We start from the raw sequence: 365 nt of genomic DNA, 5'->3' as shown, positions 1-365 counted from the left end.
TCGCCGCGGAACGGCGCTCGGCGGACGGGGGTCAGGCCACGGTGAGTGCCTTGACGCCCGACAGGATAGGAACGAGTTGGTAGTTGCCGTCGCCCGCGCCGCAGGAGACCTGCGAGTCCGCGGTGTTGGAGATGTTCGTTCCGGCCGCGAAGCGTCCGTCGCTGCTCGGCACCACCGTGCTGAAGTGGTTCGTAGCCGAGGACGAGTAGTACATGCACTGGTGCAGGTTCACGCGGCTGCCCGAGCTCAGGTCCAGCGCCTTGACGCCGGACAGGATCGGGACGAGCTGGTAGTTGCCGTCCCCCGAGCCGCAGGAGACCTGCGAATCCGCGGTGTTGGAGACGTTCGTGCCCGCCGCGAACCGC

1 protein-coding gene is annotated in these 365 nt (G+C 67.9%); it reads right to left on the bottom strand.

Going from position 1 to position 365, the window contains the following annotated elements; genetic code table 11:
* Window positions 1–31: 31 nt before the first annotated feature.
* Window positions 32–365, bottom strand: a 334-nt coding sequence (locus JNW98_RS29520) for a hypothetical protein (RefSeq protein WP_223771361.1), incomplete at its 5' end; no start/stop codon positions are given.

The organism is Streptomyces huiliensis (assembly GCF_020037025.1).
GTDB classification, from domain to species: domain Bacteria; phylum Actinomycetota; class Actinomycetes; order Streptomycetales; family Streptomycetaceae; genus Streptomyces; species Streptomyces huiliensis.
The sequence above is the reverse complement of the archived record's forward strand: the minus strand, read 5'-3'. Positions and strand labels throughout refer to the sequence as shown.